Origin of the sequence: Bradyrhizobium sp. SZCCHNR1017 (assembly GCF_032381375.1) — a bacterium.
GTDB lineage: Bacteria > Pseudomonadota > Alphaproteobacteria > Rhizobiales > Xanthobacteraceae > Bradyrhizobium.
Map to the genome: position 1 here is coordinate 141,010 of NZ_JAUHIR010000014.1, position 21,092 is coordinate 162,101.

Consider the following 21,092-nt stretch of genomic DNA (forward strand, 5'->3'; position numbering starts at 1 on the left):
AGGTGACTCAGGCCTGCGTGTCGCGCTTGATCGGCATCACCTTGTTGGGATCGAGCCAGTGGTCGATCCGATCAGCCCAATGCTGCATTAGCTTCGTGCGGGAGCCGATCAGCGCGAGCGGTCCGTGCTTCTTGTAAAGCCCTTCCACAGTCGAATTATCGAGATGCGCGAGCTGCAGCTCGACGACATCGCCATCCCAAGCCTTGGCATCCTTGATCTCTTCGTGATGAGACAGCGTCGAGAAGGTGGTCCGGAACCCGTGGGCACAATGATCAGTCTTGGTGTCAATGCCAAGCAGCCGCAAGTGCCTGTTGAGCGTGTTGTTTGATAGCGGCGCGTCTTTCGAGCAGGAAAACGCGTACCGGCGATGGCCGGTCAGCTTCTGAACGCTGCGCAGGATTGCGAGTGCCTGCCGTGACAAAGGCACGACATGGTCCCAACCGGTCTTCATTTTGGCGGCTGGAACAGTCCAGCGTTCGGCATCCCAATCGACCTCGCTCCACTCCATTTCATTGACCATGCCGGGGCGGGGAATGGTCAGCGCATCGAAGCGCAAGGCAAGGCCAACAACATCACCAAACCTCGCTCTCGTCCACGGTGCGCTGATGAGTTTGAAGACGCGCGTCACGTCGCGTGGTTCGGTGACGCCGGGACGCGGCGTCGAAATGTTGGCAACCATCTGCCCATTCAGGTTGCGGAATGGATTGTAGCCGTAGCCTTCGACATCGGCATAGTCGCAGATTTGCTCACCGATGCTGCGCACGCGGTCGCGGGTTTCCAGCTTTCCCTCGGCTTCGTATGAACGCATGAAAGCGAGCACGTCCGGACGCTTGATGTCCTGCCTGCACAGCTTGCCGAAGCGGTCCTTGACGTAGCCGACGCGCAGTTCAAGGACCTCGATGGTCTTGGGGTCGCGCACCGCGACGATCCTGCCGCGTTTGACTTTCTCCACCTTCTTCTTCGCGAGCCACTCGTCGGCCCATTGCTCGAAAGGCCGGGCGGCCGCCTGCCTGTGCTTGTCGAGTTGCTTCTCCGTGCTCGGGTCTTTGCCCTCCTTGAGCAGGTCTTTCGCCTTGTCGCGCTCGCGCCGCGCGTCGGCGAGCGAGAACGTGCCATCCTTGCCGTTGCCGTAAGGGCCGATGGAATAGGTTTTCTGACGGCTGTGGAAGCGGTAGCCCATCCGCCAGAGCTTGGAGGCAGCGTTGCCTGGTCTGCTCTTGTCCGGCGTGACGAAGAGATAGAGACCGCCGCCGGTCACGTCGGAAATCTTGGCGGGGCTCCACACGCCCTTGTCGAATTTCGGTCGGGCGGCGCGGCAGTCGACGTCGGTCCTGATCTGCTCGGGGTTGGCGCACGCGCTGTGGTTCTTGAGAGCCATCTGCTCAATTCCGTTGTTCGGAATAGCGAAAGTCGCCGTGAACGTTTGTTCTCCCGATACCAACAAAAATACCAACAAATCGGACGGCTGGGATCGGACGAGAACAAACGGTGACGAACACCGATGTACGCGGAAGCGCCTGCTTTTCAAGGGTTTCCTAGCACTGCGCGGACGGCTGCGAACGCTTTAGAACGGGCTTGAACAGCCTAGTTGGTGCCCCTGGCCGGAATCGAACCAGCACTCCTTGCGGAACTCGATTTTGAGTCGAGCGCGTCTACCAGTTCCGCCACAGGGGCATTCGCCGGGCCTGTGCAGGAACCATAGCGAAGCGGGCGGACTATAGCGGGCGGCCGGGCCGGGTCAACCCGCACGGACGTGATGGGCGCGCATCTCGACAGCTTTCGCGGGCCGGAGTAGGAGCCGGAACGGCCCGGCATGGGACCGGATGCAGCCCCGTTCGGGAGGACCGATGACCAATACTTCTGTGATGGCGCGCCCCGCGGCGGGAGCCATGAGCCCGGCGGTGGCGGCGGCGCTGCTCGCGGCCGGCATCGCGGCGGCGGCCTTGGCCGGCGCCTGGTACATGCAGCTGGTCTGGGGCCTGCAGCCCTGCGAGCTCTGCCTGAAGCAGCGCTGGGCCTATTATGCGATCGTGCCGCTCGGGCTGCTGATCGTGCTCGCCGCCAAAGGCGGCGCGCCGCGCGGGCTGGTGCTCGCGGGGCTCGGCGTGGTCGCGCTGGCCGCGCTCGGCAATGCCGGGCTCGGCGTCTATCACTCCGGCGTCGAATGGGGCTTCTGGCCGGGGCCGACCGAATGCACCGGGCCGATCGGCAATCTCGGCAGCGCCGGCAGCCTCTTGGAGCGGCTCGACAGCGTCAAGGTCGTACGCTGCGACGAGGTGCAATTCCGCTTCCTCGGCCTGTCGCTCGCCGGCTACAGCGTGCTGATCTCGCTCGCCATCGCCGCCATCGCCGGCTGGGGCATCACCCGGAAGCGCGCCTAGTCGTCGACATCCTCCTGCGGCCGTCCGAACAGATGGACGATGCCGGGGGTGGCGATCGTGACGAACACGAAGCGCGACAGGTGATGCGCGCCGACGAAGATCGGGTCGATGTGCAGCGTCAGCGCCAGGGCCATCATCGCGTCCATGGCGCCGGGCGCGAACGCGACAATGGTGTCGGAAAAGCGCACATGCGTCACCAGCACGATCACGGTGACGAACAGCGCCGAGATCGCCACCGCGATCGCGAACGAGCCGAGCGCGGCCCTGATATGGCCGACCAGGGTCTTCACCCGCATCCGGGCGAAGCGGCTGCCGATCAGGGCGCCGATGCCGACCAGCGCCACGCCACGCATCCATTCCGGCAGGCCGCCCTCGACGAGGCCGGTGCCGTGCAGGACGCCGCTGGCGACCATCGCGCCGAACAGCCAGCTCGCCGGAAACCTGATCAGCTGCATCAGCATCGCCGCGACCAGCGAGGCCACCAGCAGTGCGAGCAGGCCGAGCGGCGAGGCGACGCTCTGGCCGAGCGAGATCGGCGCCGCCGGTGCGACGCCGGCCACTGCCAGCACCAGCGGCAGCGCCGCCGTCAGGATGATCACCCGCAGCGTCTGCACCACGGCGATCGCCGGCAGGTCGGCGCCGCGCTCGACCGCGAGCATCGTGATCTGCGACAGCGCGCCGGGACTGCCGGCGAGCAGCGCCGAGGTGCGGTCCCAGCCATGGACGCGCTGCAGATAGAGGCTGGAGCCGAAGGTCGAGCAGAACGTCGCGAGCGCCAGGAGGCCGATGGTCACCGGATAGGCGCTGACATGGTTGATCAGCTCGCGCGAGACGACGGCGCCGATCGAGATGCCGAGCAGCAGCAGCACGGTCTGGGTCAGGATCGGCGGCATCGCCAGCGGGCGGCCGGCGATCGCGGCGATCGCGGTCGCGATCATCGCGCCGGAGATCAGCCCGCCCGGCAGATGGGCGACGAGGAAGATCAGGCCGCCGGCCGTGCCGAGCACGAGGGTCTCGATCGCGCTCAGGGTCTTGGCGCGGCTCGGCAGGTCAAAGGGGAGGGAGGAGATGATCTGGCGCACGGCGCCTTATGCCAAAACCTGCCTGCGCGAACAATTCCCGCCGCTGCGCAGGCGCCATGCGCGCATGCGCCCGCAGGGGCCGGTCATTTCGGCTTGTCGGGCGTCGGCAAGGGAGCGGGCACGGGTATGGTCGCGGCGGCCGCCGCCTTGTTGCGCTTGCAGGCCGAGCGGAATTTGCCGCGTGCCTTGCCCTTCAGCCCCTGCTCGTCGGCCTCCTTGGAGCAGGCGATGGAAATCGTCCGCCGCGCCGCCTTGTCGAGGGTGGCGAACTTGTCGGTGGCGGCATCGGGCCGCGACGGCAGCGTCAATCCGGGTTGCGAGCGGGCGGGGCCCGCGGCCGACAGGGTGGCCATTGCGATCGCCGCAATCGCCGCCCGGGCAGTGAATCTCATGCTGAAGTCCTCGAACGAAAGGCACGCTGCGATGTCCGGCGATGCTGAACCCGCAGTGAATGGAATGAGCCGGATCGCCGCGCGACGCAAATTATATTTTCGCGCGGCCATGCTCCCGCCTGCTTTGTCGGTCGCGGGCGTCTCGCTAGAATTACCGTCCCATTCCACCATGCTCCACAGGGAGATCGAGGATGAGTTTTCACGCAAAATCATTGGTTGCTTCGTCACTCGCTACGCTGGCCGTGATCGGGCTCGCGACGTTCGCCGCCGCGCCGGCGAAGGCGCTGACCGCGCAGGAATGCAGCGCCAAGTACAAGCAGGCGAAGGAGGCCGGCACGCTGGGCGGCCAGAAGTGGAACGACTTCCGCAAGGCCCAGTGCGGCAGCGATGCCACCGCTGCCGCGGCACCGGCGGCTCCGGCCGCGCCTGCGGCCGAGGCCAAGCCGGCCAAGGCGGCGAAATCCGACGCCAAGGAGGCCGCTCCCGCGCCGACCGGCCCCGCCGTGTTCCCCAACGCGGTGGACCCGAAATACGCCAAGGAGAAGCCCGGCAAGGCGCGGCTGCAGACCTGCGTCGATCAGTACAATGCCAACAAGGCGACCAACGCCAATGGCGGCCTGAAGTGGATCCAGAAGGGCGGCGGCTACTACAGCGAATGCACCAAGAAGCTGAAGGGCGCTGCCTGATCCGGGTTGACGAGACGTTGCCGGCGGCCGGAGGCATCATGCGTTCGGCCGCCGCTCTCGACGCCGCGCATCGCCGCGCGACCGCCGGTCCGACTCGGCTCGGCGCCGGTCGCGCGGCGGTGCGCGCCGGTGGCGGCGGAATTGCTGCTCCGGTGGTTTTGGGGCTTGCCTTCCCGTGCGGGAAATGACCCTGCTCTCGCCATGATCTCTGCTGTCCAAGGTGTGCTCAGCCTGTTTTGCGGCGCGATGGTCGGGTTCTCGCTCGGCCTCGTCGGCGGCGGTGGCTCGGTGCTGGCGGTGCCGCTGATGGTCTATGTCGTCGGCGTGCCCGAGCCGCACATCGCGATCGGCTCGAGCGCCATCGCGGTCGCCACCAACGCGGCCATCAATCTCGCCAATCATGCGCGCGGCGGCACCGTGATCTGGCCGATCGCGGCGCTGTTCGCAACGGCGGGCATCGTCGGCGCCTTCACCGGCTCGCTGCTCGGCAAGATGGTCGACGGCCAGAAGCTGCTGGCGCTGTTCGCGCTGGTGATGATGGTCATCGCCATGCTGATGCTGAAGACGCGCGCCCGCATCGGCACCCCCGATGTGAAGATGAGCATGGCCAACGTCCCGGCGATCGTCGGCTTCGGCCTCGCCACCGGCACGCTGTCCGGTTTCTTCGGCATCGGCGGCGGCTTCCTGATCGTGCCGGCGCTGATGGCTGCGACGGGCATGCCGATCATGAATGCGGTCAGCTCGTCGCTGGTCGCGGTGACGACCTTCGGGCTCACCACCGCGGCGAGCTATGCCTGGTCCGGGCTCGTCGCCTGGGATCTCGCCGGACTGTTCATCGCCGGCGGGATCGCGGGTGGCCTTGCCGGCACGCGCCTGGCGCGCCATCTCTCTGGACGGCGCGGCGCATTGAACGTGGTGTTTTCCGTCGTGATCGCGGTGGTGGCGCTGTATATGCTGACGCGCAGCCTGCTGCATATCTGGAGCTGACCTCAATGAAGCGCGTCCCCTCGACTGCGATCACCTCCGCCAGCAGCCGGCGTGACGTGTTGACGCTTTTTGGCGCAGGCGCGGCGCTTTCCTTGTGGCCCCGCGACAGTCGCGCCGAGGATGCCGACGAGCCCGACGAGGGCGCGGTGCTGCGCGACCCCGATGCGCCGGTGCTCGGCAATCCTTCGGGCGACATCGCGATCGTCGAATGGTTCGACTACAATTGTCCGTATTGCCGCAAGCTCGATCCCGAGCTGCAGCAGGTCATCCATGATGATGGCAAGGTGCGCTGGGTTCTCAAGGAGTGGCCGATTCTCGGGCCGACTTCGGTGGTTGCAGCGCGGATGGCGCTGGCCTGCAAATATCAGGACAAATATGCCAAGGCGCATGAGGCGCTGATCGGCGTCAGCTCGAAGCTCACCGAACCGCGCATCGACGAGTTGCTCGCGGGAGCAGGCGTCGACGTCGACCGCGCCAAGCGCGACCTCGCCGCCAACGCCAAGGCCATCGATGACATGCTGGCGCGCAACGACAAGCAGGCGCGGGGATTGCGTTTCCGCGGTACGCCGTCCTTCATCGTCGGCAAGTTCAGGGTACCGGGCGTGCTGACCATGGCGCAGTTCGAGCAGGTCATCGCCGACGCGCGCAAGGCCAGGGCGGCCAACTGATTGGCAAAGCAAAGGCGCCTCGACCAACGGCCGAGGCGCCCTGAAAACAGCAGCGTCGGGCGCGTCACTTCGACGAGATGCGAACCCAGTCGTCATGCGCGCGGGTCTTGAGTGAATTCCAGCTGTCCGCCGCGACGTCCCAGTTCACGATCGTCCGGCGCGTCTGCGCGGTCGGCCCGTTGGCGACCTCGGAGGTCTGCATCGAATCATGGATGTAGACGCCGAACCCCAGAATGAGAGCCCCCAGGATCATTCCCACGAATGTCCGCATGTCATGTTCTCCAGTGTGACGGCCAATAACGCCGCGGTCGAAACTTGGTTCCGCGCCCGCCGCGGTCCCGGTCCACCGCGATCAGAACATCCTAACTGCGCGATTTTTCAGGCCGCGATTCCGGCAGCGAGGTGACGAGATTGAGTGTTTTCATCTCGTCGGGCTTGAACGTGAACAGCTGGTCATGCGGCGTCTCCATCGCATGCACCCAGACCTTCAGATCGATGCCCATCTCGGCGAGGTGGCGCTGGCATCGCGCCGAGATGTTCTGCGCAAGGCTCATGTCGTCGCCGGACCTCACGGCGGTCCCGGACGTGGGGACTGCGGCGATCTGATGCACGCCGATGATCGCCCGCTCGCCGGCCCGGCGCTCGAGACCCCCGGCGAACACCAGCGGGCACGACGAGGCGCAATATTTTCCCGCCTCCACTTCGGTTGCGAATTTCCGCGCGCGGATCAGTCGCCCCATCGCCAACGCGTCGGCGACGGAGCCGCCGGGCGAGTTCAGCACGATCGTCCTGATATATTCGCCATGACGTTCGACTGCGTCCGCAAAGCTGCGCGCGCTGCCGGGTGTAATCGTGCCGGTCGCGAACAGCCGGCCGCCGCCGCGCAGCTCGAACTGAATCGGCTGCTGCAAGGCACGATCGCCCTGCGGCAGCGGCATCAGCCGCTTCATCAGGGGCGCCAGCACGGATGGTGATTCCTCCGGCAGGTCCGGCGCGTCGCGCCGAATGTCGAGCTGAGGCGGGGCCGCATCCGATGGCACTTGCGGAGCATTCAACTCGAGCAGGTCCGCCGCGAGAACTGCGACGGTGACGACGAGGATGCTGCGGAAGACCCAACGCAGAATGCTCTCATCGGGATTGTCCGCGAGCCAGGCATGGACGCGTCGGTTCAGCGCCGAAGCCACGGGACTACTTTCCGATTCGAGCCGATGACAGCGACGTCACGTTCTCATCCACCGCGGCCGGCGCCGGCTCAATGGCCGGTGCAGAAGGCTCCTCCGTGGGCGTTTCGGCTGGCCGTCGCTCGGCCGCCCGCCTGGCGTCCTCCACCTCGCGCGCAATCTGCAATGCGGTGACGAGATCGGCGGCGGTCAGGCTGGAGGCGCTCACGGCGGGCAGGCCCTCGCGGCGGATGGCGGCATGGACGACGCAGAGGATCAGCACCAGCACCGCCGGCATCAGGTCGATCGAGATTGCGCCGGCCCAGCTCGGGATGAAGTCGCCAGCGTAGCGCAGCACGGCTTCAGCGGGCGACAGCGTCTGGAACCGGGTCGGCTCGATGCGCGGCAGCGCCAGGATCTTGTCGGCGGCGTCGGCGAGCGAGGCGGCCTGGGTGGCGATCGCGCCCTCGACCTTGCCGACGACGGCGGTCTGGCGCTCGGCCAGGTCGCCGCTGCGTCCGCCTGCGGCAGGCGCGATGAATCCGGCCGAAAGCGACGTCGCGGCGCGCCTCACCGCAGGTGCCACCGAGGTCTGCTGCAGATTGGCGATCACGCCCATCAGGTTCAACGACTCCGTGGCGAAGGCATCGCTACGCGTTGCGATCGGCCCGCGGTCGGAGATCAGCTCGCGCATCTTGGCGAGGCTCTTGCCGCCCTGCTCGTAGAGAGCAGAGACGCGCTTGCCGGACTCCTGGACCTGTTGTCCCAGTCCGTCGAGCTGCGTCGACATCTGCGCGAGGAGCTGGACCACGGTGCCCGATCCGGAGGTGCCGGTGAGCGAGCCCGCGCGTTCGGCGTCCGCCAGCTTGGCGAAGCGGGAGGAGGCGAGCTGGATGTCCGGCAGCAGGCTTTGCGCAGCGATGGCCTGGCTGTTGGCCCTGTCGAGGTCGCGCGTGTAGTTCTGCACGGTGATGGCGAGATGCTGCTGGATCGCTGCGGCGCCGGCCAGGGCCGACGCATTCAGCCAGGACGACATCGCGACGATCATCAGCGAGCCCAGCAGCATGCAGCCGGCCATCATCAAGCGCCCGATCGCGCTGGTGACGTGCGGCATGAACTGCATCATGAACACCCAGAAGGCGTAGATGCCGACCGAGACCGCGACCGAGTAGATGACCGCCGCAAAGAACACCGTGGTCGGACTGCCGTTGAGCAGCTCGCGGACGCCAAGATAGGTGTAGACGCCGGCGGCCAGCGCCAGGATCGCGGTCGTGAGCTTCAGCGTGACCTCGAGACGGTTGACGCCATTGGCGAGCACGACGGAGGTGGAGGAGCGGGCGGACGAGACTTGCGCGACGGACGCGGCAGGCGAGGGCATCAGCGGCGAGGGCATGAGCAGACCTTCGGCGGCGTCATGGCCGCCCGTGTGCAGCGCCCCCGCTGTATGACCGAGCAGAACCAATGCGGACAAAATCCGCCGACATTGTGTCGGCGGCATTGCCGATCAGCCATCTCTTAGCAAGGGAATCAAGCTCAGCGCATCAGCCAGCGCAGCAGCTCGACATTCGCCTCGCGCGGATAGCAGTGGCTGAGATCGTCGATCTCGCGATAGGCGACGTTGGCGCCGGCCTTGGCCAGGGCGTCCGCCGTATGCCGCGCGATCTCGACCGGAAACATCCAGTCGAGCCGGCCGTGCACGATCTGGATCGGCAGGCCGCGCAGACGGTCCCGGTCGGCGATCTCGGCCATCAGCGGATGGAACGTCGCGGCCACCGGCGCAAGATGCGTGAACGGCGAGCCTGCGGCCAGTCCGCTGACGTAGCAGAACGTGCCGCCGTCGCTCATCCCGGTCAGGAGCATGCGGGCGGGATCGATCGCGACGCGACTGCGGACGAGGTCGAGAATGCGCAGGAGGTTCGGCGTATCGGCGTCGTCGCCCATCAGCGCCCAGGTCGGTCCTGCCGCGGTGGGGGCAACCAGGATCGCGCCGAGGCTGCGCGCGGCGCGCAGCCAGCTCCAGAGAAAGTCGCGGCCGTTGCCGCTGCCGCCATGCAGCGCCATGACCAGCGGCCAGTCTCGGTCCGCCGTGTAGTATTCCGGCACATACAGCGAAAAGCCGCCGCGATTGCCGATCTCGTTATGGTCGTGAAACACGGTGTCCTTGCCTGCAGAGGACGCGGCCAGCAGCTGGCGCAGCCCGTCGTCACCGTCGACGGCGGGATCGAGGAAGAATTCGCTCAGCGGCGGCAGCGTCGCGGCCAATGGAAACAGCGCCTCGAGTGCGCGGGGCAATTGACGGAGGGCCCTGAACACGTCGACCAGGTCGCCCTCGCCGCGCTGAACGGCGCGCAGGCCGGCAAACGACATCAGCGCTGCGTCCGCTGCGGTGTCGAAGGCGATACGGATATGGGCGAAGTCCGCCGGCCACGACGTGAGATGAATCCGCGCCGTGTGCAGCACCTGCTCGGGATCGCCGACGTCAGCCATCACGCGATCGAAATCCGGCGGGTTCAGATAGCGTGCAACGTGGGACAGGGCTTCGAGCGTCTGCAGCAGTGGCGGCAACACGATGAGAATGTCATCCACCACGGCATCCGTCATGCAGGTCTCCTTGATACGCGATACGCGGGGCTGGCCGTCTCGTCTGCTTGCCTGTCATGCAACGCAAAATCGGGCGTCCGGGCAATGACCATTTTCCGAACGCGTGTTCGCTCCGCGAAGCCGCAATCTCGCGATGCGGCTCCTGCAAGTCAACACGGCGCGGACGCTGCCGTCGCGCGCGGCAGGTGAGTCGCGCGCGAATACACGCGCAGACGATAGTTGATTGACAAAATTCGGGCGCGATGTCGCACTTGGTGAGAGCCGGCGGCGCAGCGGAGGGTTCCTCGTGGATCACCGCTTTGGGTCAAAACTGCCGATCGGTTGCCGAGGGGGGATTCGCATCATGACCAAATCGCCGTCGGCCGCGTTGATCAACGCGGTGCTCGCCATGGACGTCTACAACAGAGGCGTCAACCCGACGCTTGTGGTCAATTTCAACCGTATCGGGAGCTATGAGCTGGTGGCGGCGAGCGTGACCTCGACCGCCGACAATTTCGAGGCCGCGACCTATCAGCTCGCGGGCGATCCATCGACACGGATCATTTCGTTTCGCGGCACCGACAGTCTCGCCGACGTGCCATCGTGGCTTGGCGGTGCCGGTCTGGCCGGCTGGCCGACGCAGTTCCCGGATGCGGAGTCCTACTACAAGACATGGGCGACATCGAACGTCTCGCTGACCGGACATTCGCTCGGCGGCGGACTTGCCGGCTACATCGCGGCGCTCAACGACAAGGTGGCCTATGCGTATGACGCGATGCCGTTCGAATTCGCCGCTGAGGTCCGCTACGATCAGTTGCACGGCTTCTGGGGCGCGCTGACGTCGCACCCGGTCGACCGCTATTCCGACATTCACATGGTCTCCCTGTCCGGCGAGATCCTGCAATATGTGCGGGCTGCGGCGCCGGTGCTGGAAGCGCCGCTGGCGCTGCTGCAGCTCGGACCGGTCGCCGGCGCGCTCGCCATCGCCCATGCTGCGATCGGCATCTCGTCAGAGCAGAAGACCGTGCTCGGCGCCGGCACGGATCTCGGTCTGGATCCGGTCAGCCTGCACTCGATCGCGCTGCTGACGATGATGCAGTGGGCGAGCGACAACGGTGCCCAGGATTGGAAGAAGGCGGCGGCTGTGCTGCTGGCGCCGCTGCAGGATGACGCCATTGCCTCGGCCGTCGGCATTCCCGCGGCCGGTGTGAGCGGCGAAGGCGCGCCGTCCGACAAGATGAAGGACATGATCGCCTATTCGACGGTGACCGACGCCAGCGGCTACGGCAACAGCGCCGTGCAGGCCCTGTTCAACGGCGGTGGCGTGCTCGGCAACAGCGTCAGCGCCGACACTGCGGCGACCTACCTGAAGAACGGCGGGGTCGAGAAGGCGCTGGGCGAGATCGTGGTGGAATATTCGGCGCTGCTGGCGCAGAACCACGACGAGGTGACCGCGACGCCGGGCGTGATCGGCCATGAGCACGGCATCCTTTATCAGGACACGGCCAACAACCTGCTGGTCTCGGACCTGTCGTCCGACCTGTGGTCGCGCGCCGACACCGGATCGGCTGTCGACGTCCTGGGCAAGCTCGCGCTGATCGATGCCGTCGCGAGTTTCGACAGTGAGGACGCTGGCCTGATCGACCTGGCGATCGGCGTGCTGTGGGGCGGCAAGACCGACAATCTCGACTGGCTCAGCGCAACACTGAGCGATGCGGCGACCACGGTCGCGCTCGATCCGGTGCCGGGCGCGATCATTGCTGCGTCCGACGGTGCGCTGCTGATCGCGGGCGGCGGCAACGACACGCTGTTCGGCACCGCCAATGACGACCTGCTGATCGGCGGCGGCGGCAGCGACGTGCTCAAGGGCGGGGCCGGCGACAACATCCTGGTCGGCGGCGTCGGCGCCACCTACGTCTATGCGCAAGGCGACGGCAACGACGTCATCATCAACGGCGTAGCGTCGCTGTCGAAGCCGACCGGCACGCTCGATTTCGGAACGACCTACACGGCCGACAATTTCTGGTTCGTCAAATCGGGCAACGATCTCAAGATCGACATTCTCGGTACCCATCAGCAGGTCACCGTCGCCGACTGGTTCCTTGGCGGTTCCTATCAGCTGCAGGAGATCAAGGCCGGCGGTCTCGAGATCGATACCCAGGTTTCGCAACTCGTGCAGGCCATGGCGACCTACGCCCAGGCGCATCCGGGTTTCGATCCCACGGTGGCATCACAGTTGCCGACGGATGCGCAACTGCACGACCAGATTGCGGCGGCCTGGCACGTCAACGCGTGAACGCAGGCCCGCGGCCGCCTCAGTGCAGCCGCGGCGCCTTGAGCAGCTTGGCGCGGTCGGTCGAGGCGATGGTGACGTCGAAGGTGACGCCCTCATGGTGCACCGTCAGCGGCACGTCGACGCCGGCTGCGCCGAGCGCCCAGAGCTTGCGATAGAACTCGCTCTGGCTCGTCACCTTGTCGCCGTTGATGCCGAGGATCACGTCGCCCGCCTTGAGCTCGGCGCGGGCCGCCGGGCCGTTGTCGGAGACGCCGATCACGACGACGCGATCGTCGACCTCCGTCGCGTACATGCCGAGCCAGGGGCGTGCCGGCTTGTTGACACGGCCGAAGCGCCTGAGATCATCGATGATCGGCTTCAACAGGTCGATCGGCACGATCATGTTGACGTGCTCGTCCTTGCTGTCGCGCTCGCGCTCCAGCTGCAGCGACCCGATGCCGATCAGTTCGCCCTTGGCCGAGAGCAGGCCGGTGCCGCCCCAATTCGGATGGGCGGGGTGGGTGAAGATCGCCTCGTCCAGCAGATATTCCCAATAGCCGGCGAATTCCTGCTTGGCGATGATCTGGCTCGCGACCGATCGCGTGCGTCCGCCGGCGCCGCCGAGCACGACATGATCGCCGACCTTGGTTGCCGCCGACGAGCCGAGCGGCAGCGCCGGCAGGTCGAGCGATCCGAGCGCCTGCACCAGGCCGAAGCCGGTCGTGAAGTCGAACCCGAGCACATGGCCCTCGACCACGCGTCCGTCATTGGGGTGCAGCCAGACGGATTCGGCCTCGGTGATCAGGTAGCCGATGGTCAGCACCAGCCCGTCGTCGATGACGACGGCATTGCCGGCACGTTCGGTCCCCAGCGTTTCCGCGCTGAAGGCGTCGGACGGAATGATGGCATGCAGGCCCACGATCGAGGACAGCGCTTGATCGAGATCATATTGATAGTCTTCGGCGCGAGGCTGGAAGGCGGATGGCACTTTCCATTCGGTCAAAGAAGGCATTTCGTTCTCCTGCTCTGTCGATACCCCCGGGTGCATCGACCAAGCTTCTGCTTCGTGTCGCGTGACGGCCACAGCGTGAACGCGAGCTTAACATCTTTGGGCGGCTGCGCCAGTTCCGCCGGCTCCGCATCGGCGTCGGGAGGAACTGGCTTCCCAACTACCCGCGGCCGCAGCCCCTGCCGATCACGGGCCAGACCAGCCACGCTCCGGCAGCATACAGGCTGCCGACAGTCGTGGCTCCGGTTTTGGCCGCGATGTGGAAACGTCCGGCATCGAGCAAGGCTCCATCGGAGGCGACGATCGCCGAGATCATACGGTCGGACGGGCCGAACACGACCACCGCATCCGGCTTGATCACCAGGGCCATGGCAGCCATGCCCGCAAACCAGACGAGGGCAACGGCCAGCACGCCCTTCAAGGGAAGGGCGTGGGACGGGGGATGCCGGTCAATAGTCGTAGGCATGCTCGAACGTATATCCCGCGGCTTCGAAACGGCCGATGTCCTGAACCAAAGACCGGACCGGTACGTCGACGCCGATGCGACGGGCACCGGGGCGCGACTGGATCGGGACACTGAATATAGGCAGCCCATCGAAAGCTGCCAGCCGTCCGTCGCCCGGAGGGACCACGATCGTGACCAGGATACGATGATTGCCTGCGATTTCGCCGAACGCGGCGCCGTCATGACGGCCGAGCTCCTTGGCGAAGGAATCGAACTTGGCGTAGCGCTCGGTCTCCACCAGCACGCCCTTCATGCCTTTGGAGTCCGCGACCTCGCGGATCACCTTCACGCCCGGAATGACTGCAAGCTCGGCGGCAGGCAGGCCGGTGACGACGCTCTGGATGGTCAGCACGGCCGGATCGTAGCCCGCCACATAGCCGATGACGGCCGCATAGGCGGCGCGCCCGGCATATTGCAGGCTGAGCGAGACGCGCCGCTCCACGGCGCGGAACGATGGCACGAAGGGCGTCTCGCGCCAGAACTGATCGAGCTTGGCGACGAAGGGATACCGATACCAGGGCGTCTGATACAGGAACGCAGCGTAGTCCTTCAGCAGGGCAAGGTTGAAGGCGTCCTCCGCGGTCTTGGCGCCGTCCGTGGTCTCCCAGCTGATCGCCCCGATGCTCTTCTCGTAAGCGCCCTGGAGCGCCATCTCGGCGGTGAAGCTGAAGCCGATGATGTAGTTCGTCAGCTTCTGCTCCGAGGTAGCGGGACCGGAGCCTGCGGCCTGGCGCGTGGCCCGGCACAGGCTGCGCCAGAAGCCGGAGACGCTCGATAGATAGTGGAAGTCGGACTCCGAGGCCTGCCCGGTCACCGCAGCGAGGTCGGCATAGGCGTGGACGATGTACCATTCAGGAAAGGTCAGGAAGCTGTCACCCTGTGATCGCGCATATGCGGGATCGGTGATGCCGAAGTCGGAGGTCACCATCGGGGTCGGGACGTCGGCCACGCAGACCGTCTCGACGCTGATCACGGTGGTGGCAACGCCGATCGCCGCGGCTGCCAAAACGACGCCGAGAAGATACAGCGCTTTACGACGCAGGCTCATGCGAGGGCAGCCTGTCTACGCCACGGCGACCAGCCGACCGCGATGCCGATCGCGCCGAGTGCGAGATGCGGCAGGCTGGAGAGGACCTTCACCAGCCACGAGGTGTCGCGGATGCCGTCGATGACGATCGAGAGGTCGAGATAGCCCGAGCCGGTGAACACGCCCATCACGCCGTCGAGGAAATACAGCGAGCCGAACACGCGCAGGAAGAACACCGCGCTGCGGCGGGTCAGCATCGCCGCCAGCGCCCACAGGCCGGAGGCGACATGCAGCGCATCCTTGTAGATGTCGAGCTGGAACAGGCCGAACACGCGGCCCTGCGCATCGATAAAGGTCGGGATGTAGTCGGTCGCGGCGGCGAACAGGAGCGCCATGGCGAGCGCCAGCGCGGCGATGCGATAGCGGTCCAATGCGAAGCCATCTGCTGCTGATGTATTCATGCGAAATAGGCGTCCCACATCGCGTTGCGGAACAGGAGGTTCGGATCATACTGCCGCTTGGCGGCGACGAAACGCGCGGCCGCCGGATAGGCCTTCTCGACCTGGTCGCGGCGCGCGTGCAGACGATAGGGCAGATAGAACGCGCCGCCAATCGCCGTGATGCGGTCGATCAGCGCTTCCGTCGTCCGCAGCATGTCGATCTCGCCTTCGGGCGAGGTCGCCTGCGAGAACGACATGACGGCCGCGATCCGGCGCACCGGTGCGATCGTGAGCGCGGGTGTCTTGTCCTCGGCGACGTAGCGCAGGGTGACGTTGAGGAATTCGGCGCGCGCCTTGGGAATGATCTCGCGGCAGGCGGTGAGGAACTCGCCGAACCGCTCCGGCGCGACGAAATATTCGTGCAGGATGTCGGTGCGGTGCATGTCCTTCTGCGCCAGATTGGCGACCGGCTCGGCCATCAGCGAGTTGCGGGTGTAGCGACTGTCGGAGATGGCGGGGCCGAGCCGGGTCTCCATGAACCACCGCAGGCCCTTGGCGACCTCCCATCCGGTCTGGGCGCGATAGATCGTGTTGGCGACGCCGGTGAGCTTGCCGGAGCTGACTGCCGCGGGCAGGGTCGCCGGAGCATCGGGGGCGGGGCGGAAGGTGACGAGCAGGGCGTCGTCGAAGAACGCCTTGCGGGACACCGACATCCGGCCATAGGCCATCTTCACATTGGCGTCGCCGTCGATGTTGCGTGTGAACTGCTCGGCGAATTTCTCCGGCGCCATGCGCTCGAAGCGCGGCTCGAGCAGCAGGTTCGGCACCATCCCGACCTCGAGATCGACGACGATGCCGAACAGGCCGTAGCCACCCATCGCGAGCCCGAACAGCTCGGCATTCTCGTTGCGCGAGCACTGCACCAAGGTGCCGTCGGCGAGCAGCATGCGGATCGATTTCACCGTGGAGCCGAACGGGCCATACGGCACCGGCCAGCCATGGGCATTGACGCAGAACGTGCTGCCGACGCCGAAATCGCTGTTGGACTGCATCACGGCCGGCGAGAAGCCTTTGGGATCGAGCGCGGCGATCACGTCCCACCAGCGGTTGCCGGCCGCGGTGCGATAGGTCTTCGCCGCCGTGTCGAGCTCGATCGCGCCGCCGTCGAGCGTGATCGCCGTGCCGTCGCGCGGCAGGCTCTGGCCGCCCATCGAATGCCGGGCCACGGCCGCGGTCACCGGGCGTTTCGCCGCGGCCGCCTCCTTGAGCTCGGCGCGCAGCCGCGCGATCAGGTCGTCGGTCGTGGGCTTGCTGATCACCACATGCCTGGCGACCGGCGTCGGGTTGAGCCGGCTGGCGTCGTTGAGGATGGTGCGCAGCTCGGCCCGCGCCCGCGGCATCCGCGCCAAGGGCAGCGCCGCGGCCGTACCCGCGGCGCGCAGAAACCGTCGTCTCGACATCATGGCGCGGACTCTCCTTCCCTTCACGGAGTCTACGCCAGCATCGTAAACGTTCGAAAAATTTCCGTGCCGTCAGTCTGCCGCCGGGCGCGCCCGCGTGGGCACGAGACGGAAGTCGCGGCCATCCTTCACCCACTCCGCGCGCTCGTCGCGCAGCAAGGTGCGGCGCACCTTGCCGGAATCGTCGCGCAGCATCATGTCGACCAGCTCATAGCTTTCGGGGTGCTTGTAGCGGCTGAGCCGGTCGGCAAGGAACGCGCTCATGCCGTCGACGATTCCCTGCGCATTCCTGGAGCGGTCGATCTCCACGATCGCATGCACGCGCTGGCCGAGCTCCGGATCGGGCAGGCCGACCACGACGCAGGAGCGGATGTCTGGATGCGCCATCAGCGCCGCCTCGACCTCGGCCGGATAGATGTTGGCGCCGCCGCGCAGGATCATGTCGGCGAGGCGATCGCCGAGATAGAGATAGCCGTCGGCATCGAGCCGGCCGATGTCACCGAGCGACTCCCAGCCGTCGGCGCGGCGCTTCGGCTCGGCGCCGAGATAGTGATAGGTGCTGCCGGGACCATCCGCAGGCAGGAAGTAGATCTCGCCACTTTCGCCCGGCGCGACGTCATTGCCTTGGGGATCGAGGATGCGCAATTTGCAGGACTCGTCGATCTTGCCGACCGAGCCCTTGTGCTGCAGCCATTCAGTGCCGGAGATGATGGTGCGGCCCTGGCGCTCGGTGCCGCCATAGAGCTCGTAGACGCGCTCGGGCCCGAGCCACTCGATCCATCTTTCCTTGAGCCATGGCGGCATCGGCGCGGCCATGTGGAACACCATCTTCAGGCTCGACAGATCGTAGCTGTTGCGCACCGCCTCCGGCAGCGCCCAGATCCGGTGCATCATCGTCGGCACGAAGTTGACCCACTGAATGTGCTGCGCCTGGATCAGCCGCAGCGTCTCTTCGGCGTCGAACTTCACCATCCCGGTCAGGCTGCCGCCGGCGAACAGCGCGTAATGCGACACGATGAAGGGCGCGTTGTGATAGAGTGGGCCGGGATTGAGCAGCGATGCGCCCTTCGGAATGTCAAGCGGCGGCTCGGCGGCGGTGTCGGTCACCGCAGGCTGGTGATCGAGGATCACCTTCGGCCGTCCGGTCGAGCCGCCCGAGGTCATTGCTTTCCAATAGCGCGACACCGGCGCGGCGAGCGGCGCGTCGGAAAAGCCCTCGGGCGTGAAATCGGCCGGCAGCGCGTTCGGCGCATTCCAGTCGGCCTCGCCTCCGACCACCAGTGACGGCTTGAGGATCTCGAGCACCGCGGCGGCCTCGCCGCGCGGCAGCCGCCACGACAGCGACGTCGGCGTCGCGCCGCATTTCCACACCGCGAAGCTGGTCTCGAACAGCGCATTGCCGTTGGGCAGGCCGATCGCGACGAAGTCGCCGGGCTTGACGCCCTTGGCCGCGAAGGCGCGCGCACGCGCATTGGCGCGGCGCTCGAGCTGCTCCCAGGTCAGGACATCGGTGCCATGCCGGAGCGCGACGCTGTCCCCGGGTTTGCGCTCCGCATACCAGCGCGGCACGTCGGCCATCGGAATCAGCATCCATTCCTCCGCATCGTCGGCTGCCTCGCACGGGCGCCCATTCTTGGTCCGCGGCTTCGGCCGCCGACGTCAGTGACGAGAGGTGTTGTGCCTCAACCGAACCGGGTCGTCCATACGCGCGCGCCGCCAGGTTTCGGATGGCAGTTCTGCGAAATGGCGCTGATGAGCCCGAGGCAGGACTGAAAGGCTGGGGAGCCGTGACGCTAGGTGGACTGATAATTCCGTCACGCGGATCGTAAGACGATCGAGGTCGCGCCACGGGAACAGGTCAGGCACCGAACGGCGCGGCGATAAGAACCTTTGCAGCCGATCTTCATTGTCGCTCGCGGGGGCCAACGGACAGGAGCTCCCATGCACGCTCAACAGATGATCGAAACCCACCCGCACGTCCGCGGTCGAGTTGACGACGCACTCGTCCGCTGCATCGAGGAGTGCTACTCCTGCGCTCAGATCTGCACCTCCTGCGCCGATGCGTGTCTCGGAGAGAATAGCGTCGCCAGGCTGACGCAGTGCATCCGGCTCAATCTCGATTGCGCGGACGTCTGCAACGTCACCGGCCGTCTTGCCACGCGGCGCACGGGCTCCGACCAGGAGATGATCAGCCGCATGCTCGAGGCCTGCGCGGCGGCGTGCCGGCTATGTGCCGAGGAGTGCGATAGGCACGCGAAGATGCATGCCCATTGCCGGATCTGCGCCGAGTCCTGCCGGCGCTGCATGAACGCGTGCGAGGAGGCTGGACGCAGCACGACCCACTGATAGGTCGGTTGCGGCGCCGCTCCATCGAAGAATGGAGCTCATCAAGAGACAAAGGCCGGGCGCGAGGCCCGGCCAGTCCGACCATGGCGACCGGATTGCTCCGGTCCTGAGAACGCCATCGCAGACAATCGATCGATCAGCCGCCGTTCAGCTTCGTGGTCAGGGTCGTGAAGATGCCTTCCAGGGTGAGTCCGAGCTTGTTGAGTATGGTGATGATCGCAAGCGCGATGCCGGCCGCAATCAGGCCGTACTCGATCGCGGTTGCGCCCGATTCATCCTCGTAAAATTTGAGAAGCAATTTCTTCATCAATTCCCTCCGCCGCCCGGCGATATGACCGCCGAACGATGCCCGCGAAACTACGGAATGGAACCTAAGGTAGTATGAACGAGGTCTAGCCAAGTTTCGCAATTTTGCCGTTTATGTCGAAAATTTCAGTTGCAACATGGTCCACTGCACGCGAACGGGTTCATGGCGGCACACCGGCTGCGCGCAGTGCCTCCGCGTAGGTTGTGGCGAGCGTCCCGGCCGGAAACGGGATCCGTTCGAGGAACTCGGACACGGTGAGATGCGGTTCGAGGCTCAGAAGCTGACACGCGACCTCGCCGGCGCGCGACATCTCTCCGGTCCTGACCAGGGCCACGATCAGGACGCGGAGCGCGACGGCGAAACGCCGGTTCTGCGCCAGCGCGATCTCCGCCCATTGAACGGCGCCAGCGAGATCGTCCTCGGCCACCGCACAGATCGCCAGCGCTCCGGCTGCGAACCAGCCCCGCGGATCGCGCGGGTTCAGCCGCCGCGCCCGTTCGATCATCGCGCGTCCCGCAGCCGTGTGTCCGGCCATGATCTCGATCCAGCCGCTCAAGGTCAGCGCCATCGCCGAGTTCGGGTTGATGGCAAGCGAGCGGCGGAACAGCTCCCGTGCTGGGGCGATGTCCTCGGCCATGTTCCAGATCGCGAAGGCCGCCATCCACAGCACCTGCGCGTCACCGGGCGCATGCTCGCACGCCTGCCACGCCCGCGCCACGGCGGCCGTGCGATAGGTCTCGTCCGGCGCGCTCCAGCCCTGGAAGTGGCGCAGCGCCTGGCAATAGGCCCAAGCCGCCATCGCGGGCGCGCAGGCGGGATCGATCGCCAGCGCCTGGTCCAGACACGCGGTCGCCGCCGCGAGGCTGTCGGACGTGAAGGCGTCGCGCAGGCTGGCGGCGCGCAGCAGCAGATCGTAGGCGTCCGGATGCAGCGGCGGCGTGGCGCGGCGCCGCTCGCCTTCCGCCAGCTCGAGCGTCGGCTCGATCGCCGCCACGATGCTCTCGGTGATGCGGTCCTGCAGCGCGAACACATCGTCCAGCTGGCCGTCGAAGCGCTCCGCCCACAGATGCGCGCCGGACGCCGCATCGATCAGCTGCCCGTTGATGCGCAGGCGGGACCCTGCGCGGCGCACGCTGCCTTCGAGCACGTAGCCGACGCCGAGCTCGCGTCCGACCGTACGGATATCGACGGCCTTGCCCTTGTAGATGAAGGAGGAGTTGCGGGCGATCACGGCGAGGCCGCTGCAGCGGGACAGCGCGGTGATGATGTCCTCGGCCATCCCATCGGCGAAATAGTCCTGCTCGGGATCGCCGCTCATGTTGGTGAAGGGCAGGACGGCGATGGCGGGGCCGTCGAAGGCGGGTGCGGCTGATACGGCCGGCGTCTGCACCGCGTCGGCCTGCTCACGGACCGCCCCGACGAAGCGGACGCCCTTGCGCGGAATGGTGCGGATCAGCCGCTGCGCCTCGCCGCTGTCGCCGATCGCGCTCCGCGCCGCGCTGATGCGGCTCGCCAGCGTCGCCTCGGAGACGATGCGGCCGCCCCACACCTCGGCGAGGATGTCGTCGCGGCTGACGACGCGCTCGCGCGTCCTGATCAGGAACGCGAGCAGGTCGAACACCTGCGGCTCCATCGCGACCAGGTCGTCGCCGCGGCGCAGCTCGCGGCGGCCGGGATCGAGCACGAAATCGTCGAAGCAATATACCACAGGCACCGTCCTGGCCGCCGGTTTCACCTTCGCGTCACGCGATCGGCAAAATCAAGCCGGCCTCAAGGAAAAATCAATG

Annotated in this window: 21 protein-coding genes and 1 tRNA gene; 6 read left to right on the plus strand and 16 right to left on the minus strand. The window is 66.4% G+C overall.

Annotated elements, in window-relative coordinates; all coding sequences use genetic code 11:
- Positions 1-7 precede the first annotated feature (7 nt).
- Together QW863_RS28365 and QW863_RS28370 are read right to left on the minus strand one after the other, a co-directional pair.
- Entirely contained in the window at positions 8-1,378 is a 1,371-nt protein-coding gene (locus QW863_RS28365) for a tyrosine-type recombinase/integrase (RefSeq protein ID WP_315716228.1), read from the minus strand.
- Between the two features lie 211 nt (positions 1,379-1,589).
- Positions 1,590-1,674, minus strand: a tRNA-Leu gene (locus tag QW863_RS28370).
- Between the two features lie 173 nt (positions 1,675-1,847).
- Between QW863_RS28370 and QW863_RS28375 the strand changes: the two genes are divergently transcribed.
- Entirely contained in the window at positions 1,848-2,381 is a 534-nt protein-coding gene (locus QW863_RS28375) for a disulfide bond formation protein B (protein WP_315716227.1), read from the plus strand.
- Here QW863_RS28375 and QW863_RS28380 read toward each other — a convergent pair.
- Both QW863_RS28380 and QW863_RS36035 read right to left on the minus strand, forming a co-directional pair.
- Positions 2,378-3,463 (minus strand): AbrB family transcriptional regulator, encoded by a 1,086-nt coding sequence (locus tag QW863_RS28380; RefSeq protein ID WP_315716226.1) that lies wholly within the window; start codon positions 3,461-3,463, stop codon positions 2,378-2,380. The genes QW863_RS28375 and QW863_RS28380 overlap by 4 nt on opposite strands.
- Before the next feature lie 83 nt (positions 3,464-3,546).
- Positions 3,547-4,068, minus strand: a complete 522-nt coding sequence (locus tag QW863_RS36035) for a hypothetical protein (protein ID WP_409977978.1) — start codon at positions 4,066-4,068, stop codon at positions 3,547-3,549.
- Between QW863_RS36035 and QW863_RS28390 the strand changes: the two genes are divergently transcribed.
- The 3 genes from QW863_RS28390 (at position 4,047) to QW863_RS28400 (ending at position 6,196) form a co-directional block, all read left to right on the plus strand.
- Positions 4,047-4,541 carry a hypothetical protein gene (locus QW863_RS28390; protein ID WP_315716224.1) on the plus strand — a complete coding sequence of 165 codons (495 nt, stop codon included), beginning with the start codon at positions 4,047-4,049 and terminating at the stop codon, positions 4,539-4,541. The two genes, QW863_RS36035 and QW863_RS28390, sit on opposite strands and share 22 nt — an antisense overlap.
- A 201-nt stretch (positions 4,542-4,742) precedes the next feature.
- Positions 4,743-5,528 (plus strand): sulfite exporter TauE/SafE family protein, encoded by a 786-nt coding sequence (locus QW863_RS28395; RefSeq protein WP_315716223.1) that lies wholly within the window; start codon positions 4,743-4,745, stop codon positions 5,526-5,528.
- 5 nt (positions 5,529-5,533) lie between these two features.
- Positions 5,534-6,196, plus strand: coding sequence for a DsbA family protein (locus QW863_RS28400; RefSeq protein ID WP_315716222.1), 663 nt, complete (start codon positions 5,534-5,536; stop codon positions 6,194-6,196).
- 64 nt (positions 6,197-6,260) lie between these two features.
- Here QW863_RS28400 and QW863_RS28405 read toward each other — a convergent pair whose 3' ends face one another.
- The 4 genes from QW863_RS28405 to QW863_RS28420 all read right to left on the minus strand — a co-directional run bounded on the left by QW863_RS28405 (position 6,261) and on the right by QW863_RS28420 (position 9,957).
- Positions 6,261-6,467: a hypothetical protein gene (locus tag QW863_RS28405; protein WP_172111383.1), complete on the minus strand. Its 207-nt coding sequence runs from the start codon at positions 6,465-6,467 to the stop codon at positions 6,261-6,263.
- A gap of 91 nt (positions 6,468-6,558) precedes the next feature.
- Positions 6,559-7,380 (minus strand): hypothetical protein, encoded by an 822-nt coding sequence (locus QW863_RS28410; RefSeq protein WP_315716220.1) that lies wholly within the window; start codon positions 7,378-7,380, stop codon positions 6,559-6,561.
- A gap of 4 nt (positions 7,381-7,384) precedes the next feature.
- Complete coding sequence (locus tag QW863_RS28415) at positions 7,385-8,734, minus strand: hypothetical protein (RefSeq protein ID WP_315716455.1); 1,350 nt, start codon at positions 8,732-8,734, stop codon at positions 7,385-7,387.
- A gap of 155 nt (positions 8,735-8,889) precedes the next feature.
- Complete coding sequence (locus tag QW863_RS28420; RefSeq protein ID WP_315716219.1) at positions 8,890-9,957, minus strand: phospholipase; 1,068 nt, start codon at positions 9,955-9,957, stop codon at positions 8,890-8,892.
- A 343-nt stretch (positions 9,958-10,300) separates the two neighbouring features.
- Between QW863_RS28420 and QW863_RS28425 the strand changes: the two genes are divergently transcribed.
- Complete coding sequence (locus QW863_RS28425; protein ID WP_315716218.1) at positions 10,301-12,232, plus strand: Mbeg1-like protein; 1,932 nt, start codon at positions 10,301-10,303, stop codon at positions 12,230-12,232.
- A gap of 19 nt (positions 12,233-12,251) precedes the next feature.
- Here QW863_RS28425 and QW863_RS28430 read toward each other — a convergent pair whose 3' ends face one another.
- The 6 genes from QW863_RS28430 to QW863_RS28455 all read right to left on the minus strand — a co-directional run bounded on the left by QW863_RS28430 (position 12,252) and on the right by QW863_RS28455 (position 18,242).
- Positions 12,252-13,223, minus strand: coding sequence for a S1C family serine protease (locus tag QW863_RS28430; protein ID WP_315716217.1), 972 nt, complete (start codon positions 13,221-13,223; stop codon positions 12,252-12,254).
- 157 nt (positions 13,224-13,380) lie between these two features.
- Positions 13,381-13,686 carry a hypothetical protein gene (locus QW863_RS28435; protein WP_315716216.1) on the minus strand — a complete coding sequence of 102 codons (306 nt, stop codon included), beginning with the start codon at positions 13,684-13,686 and terminating at the stop codon, positions 13,381-13,383.
- The gene (locus QW863_RS28440; RefSeq protein ID WP_315716215.1) at positions 13,670-14,773 is read right to left on the minus strand and encodes a hypothetical protein; all 1,104 of its coding nucleotides are present in this window, start codon (positions 14,771-14,773) and stop codon (positions 13,670-13,672) included. Before QW863_RS28440 ends, QW863_RS28435 begins: the two co-directional genes overlap by 17 nt.
- Complete coding sequence (locus QW863_RS28445) at positions 14,770-15,213, minus strand: DUF4383 domain-containing protein (RefSeq protein ID WP_315716214.1); 444 nt, start codon at positions 15,211-15,213, stop codon at positions 14,770-14,772. Before QW863_RS28445 ends, QW863_RS28440 begins: the two co-directional genes overlap by 4 nt.
- Positions 15,210-16,655 carry an FAD-binding oxidoreductase gene (locus QW863_RS28450; RefSeq protein WP_315716213.1) on the minus strand — a complete coding sequence of 482 codons (1,446 nt, stop codon included), beginning with the start codon at positions 16,653-16,655 and terminating at the stop codon, positions 15,210-15,212. The genes QW863_RS28445 and QW863_RS28450 overlap by 4 nt, the downstream gene beginning before the upstream one ends.
- Before the next feature lie 69 nt (positions 16,656-16,724).
- Positions 16,725-18,242, minus strand: coding sequence for an AMP-binding protein (locus QW863_RS28455; protein ID WP_315716212.1), 1,518 nt, complete (start codon positions 18,240-18,242; stop codon positions 16,725-16,727).
- A 351-nt stretch (positions 18,243-18,593) separates the two neighbouring features.
- Here QW863_RS28455 and QW863_RS28460 point away from each other — a divergent pair, with 351 nt between their 5' ends.
- Entirely contained in the window at positions 18,594-18,998 is a 405-nt protein-coding gene (locus tag QW863_RS28460) for a four-helix bundle copper-binding protein (protein ID WP_315716211.1), read from the plus strand.
- Positions 18,999-19,134: 136 nt separating this feature from the next.
- Here QW863_RS28460 and QW863_RS28465 read toward each other — a convergent pair whose 3' ends face one another.
- Both QW863_RS28465 and QW863_RS28470 read right to left on the minus strand, forming a co-directional pair.
- Complete coding sequence (locus tag QW863_RS28465) at positions 19,135-19,305, minus strand: Flp family type IVb pilin (protein ID WP_284418181.1); 171 nt, start codon at positions 19,303-19,305, stop codon at positions 19,135-19,137.
- 160 nt (positions 19,306-19,465) lie between these two features.
- A complete protein-coding gene (locus QW863_RS28470) occupies positions 19,466-21,013 on the minus strand; it encodes a winged helix-turn-helix domain-containing protein (RefSeq protein WP_315716454.1) in 1,548 nt (515 codons plus the stop codon).
- Between the last annotated feature and the right edge of the window lie 79 nt (positions 21,014-21,092).